The sequence below is a fragment of the Metabacillus niabensis genome (assembly GCF_902829255.1).
GTDB classification, from domain to species: Bacteria; Bacillota; Bacilli; order Bacillales; family Bacillaceae; genus Metabacillus; species Metabacillus niabensis.
Genome location: NZ_CADEPK010000290.1, coordinates 1 through 2,454, shown reverse-complemented (window position 1 = coordinate 2,454; position 2,454 = coordinate 1). Strand labels below are relative to the sequence as shown.

Genomic DNA, 2,454 nt, shown 5'->3' with positions numbered 1-2,454 from the left:
GGTACAGTCCAAATAACTGTACATGATTCTCAAATAACACAAATAGAAAAAGGTGAGAAATTTAGATTTGCCTTAAAAAAGTCAAATGAAAAATTTAATAGAAGCAAAGAGCGCTAATTTTATTATTATGAATTCATAAACACAAACTTTGAATAAAAGGATGTGTTTTATTTTTTTGCGGTGTTATTCTTAGTTGTTTATTTTCTCTTGCAGCCTTCAGGAGGGGCAAGCGTCTCTTCGGTGTTAGCGTCTGTAGGGTTTCCTTTAACACGCCTCTTCAGCAGGTGTTTTACATAATCTATCCAATTACTAATTGTAAGAAATGATAACATGCTTTAGTATAGTCTTTTTAAAAGGGTTATACGTTTTATTGCAATAAAGGTATGTTCATAACTGCGACAATTTGTTATATTGTAGAAATAAATCTCATGGTAATAAAAGCCACTTGTGTTACTTAGTAAAGGAAGTGTACATCTTGTCTAATCAATTATCTACTACTGAAAGCAAGCATTTACAGGCGGATTGTGCCAGTTGTTTTGGTTTATGCTGTGTCGCATTGCCGTACGCAAAATCAGCTGACTTTGCAGAAGATAAAGACGGGGGAATCCCTTGTCATAATCTACAGTCAGATTTTCGCTGTCGGATTCATAATAGTTTGAGAGAAAAAGGGTATAAGGGCTGTTCCGTGTATGAATGCTTTGGAGCTGGACAAAAGGTTTCTCAAATAACCTTTAAAGGGGACGATTGGAATAATCAATCAATTGCAAAACAAATGTTTGAGGTTTTTCCAATGATGCAACAGCTTCATGAAATGCTTTATTACTTAAAGGAAGCACTTCATAGACAAGAGACATCTAAAATACATAAAGATCTACAGGTGTTATATGAAAATACATTATTGTTAACGAATCAGGCACCAGAACATATTTTGAATTTGAGTATTTCCGCACATAGAGCACTTGTAAATGAACTTCTTATCCAAGCAAGTGAATTAGTAAGAGGAAGCGTTAAGCAAACCCGGAAGTTTCGTAGAAAAGGGATCGATTATATTGGTGCAAAGTTAAGGGGAACAGATTTACGTGGTGCTTACCTAAGAGGAGCGTTGTTAATCGCAAGTGACTTGAAGGATGCGGACATAAGGTTTGCTGATTTTATTGGTGCAGATTTGCGAGATGCTGATATCAGGGGAGCAAATCTAACTGGCTCAATTTTTCTTACTCAAGCTCAAGTAAATGCAGCAATCGGTGATAAGAATACGAAAATTCCTCCAAATCTATCAATACCAAAACATTGGCAATAGTGTTTGGGAGATGACAAGGTTTCATAACAATCTTTTCACTTTAATATATAAAAAAATAATGAAACTGCTGCCGGAACCTATATTAAATGGAAAACATAAAGTTATTCATGAGGGGGTAAAACTCTCGAATAGTAAACTATTTATTTTTTTCATCTATTACGATAAAATATAACATGTAAATGAAATTTTATAATAAATGAACTGGAAATTTGTAGCTAGGGTTCCGCTTTTTAAGGTCTGTGACCGAGGGCTACATCTTTTACATTTGTAAAAGGCACCTATTGACATAAAAGGTCCGAGGGGAAAGGTTCAGTGTATTTCTGATGCGCTGAAAACCTTTCTTCTCGGACCTTTTTATATTATAGATTGGAGGAATTTGCTATGAGAATTGATGAATTAAACCGGGAGTTGCCATTGTCATAATAAATGAAGACAACGAAGTATTATTACAAAAAAGAACAGACGTAGGAAAATGGGCGCTTCCATCAGGTCATATCGAAATTGGTGAAACTGTTGAAGAAGCTGCGATAAGGGAAATTAAAGAAGAAACGAATTTAACGATAAAAATAATAAAGCTAATTGGGGTATACTCTGATCCAGATTCACAAGTTTTTTCCTATCCAAACGGAAAAAATGTTCAGTTTATTACAACCTGCCTACTAGCTAAGATTATAAGTGGTGAACTTAGATGTAATTCTTCAGAATCGTTAGACTTACAGTTTTTTAGCCCAGGGTACCTTCCAAAAAACCTCTTGAAGATGCATCCAAACTGGCTAAGCGATGCACTTTGCGATGAAGAAAAGGCATATATTAGGTAGTATAAAAACAATACACATTATTATGTAAAACATCTTAAAGGTTTGAAAAAGTTTATGCATAATTTATGCTATTTAAAGGTCGTATTTGGAAAGTAGAGTAAAAAAATAGAATAATATATCTGTTTCTACTATATTAATATTATTTGAATGGTATAATATGGTTGAGAAAACTATTAACGAAATGGATTATTACTTAATAGGTATTGAAAGGAAATATAAAAACAGCAAGCTATATTTGTAATCATTTATATGCTTGGACATAAATTTATTACAATTTTTTGAGGAATTTCCCATTGGTTTTATTTCAAGGATTTTTTATTTCACCTTATTGGTTTA

General features: G+C 33.3%; 3 protein-coding genes. All 3 read left to right on the top strand.

The window, feature by feature from the left end:
* Positions 1-117, top strand: a 117-nt coding sequence (locus tag HU235_RS16775) for a YezD family protein (RefSeq protein ID WP_174880947.1), incomplete at its 5' end; no start/stop codon positions are given.
* Positions 118-475: 358 nt separating this feature from the next.
* Positions 476-1,300, top strand: a complete 825-nt coding sequence (locus HU235_RS16770) for a pentapeptide repeat-containing protein (RefSeq protein WP_174880946.1) — start codon at positions 476-478, stop codon at positions 1,298-1,300.
* A 395-nt stretch (positions 1,301-1,695) separates the two neighbouring features.
* Entirely contained in the window at positions 1,696-2,118 is a 423-nt protein-coding gene (locus tag HU235_RS16765; RefSeq protein WP_174880948.1) for an NUDIX hydrolase, read from the top strand.
* Positions 2,119-2,454: the final 336 nt, after the last annotated feature.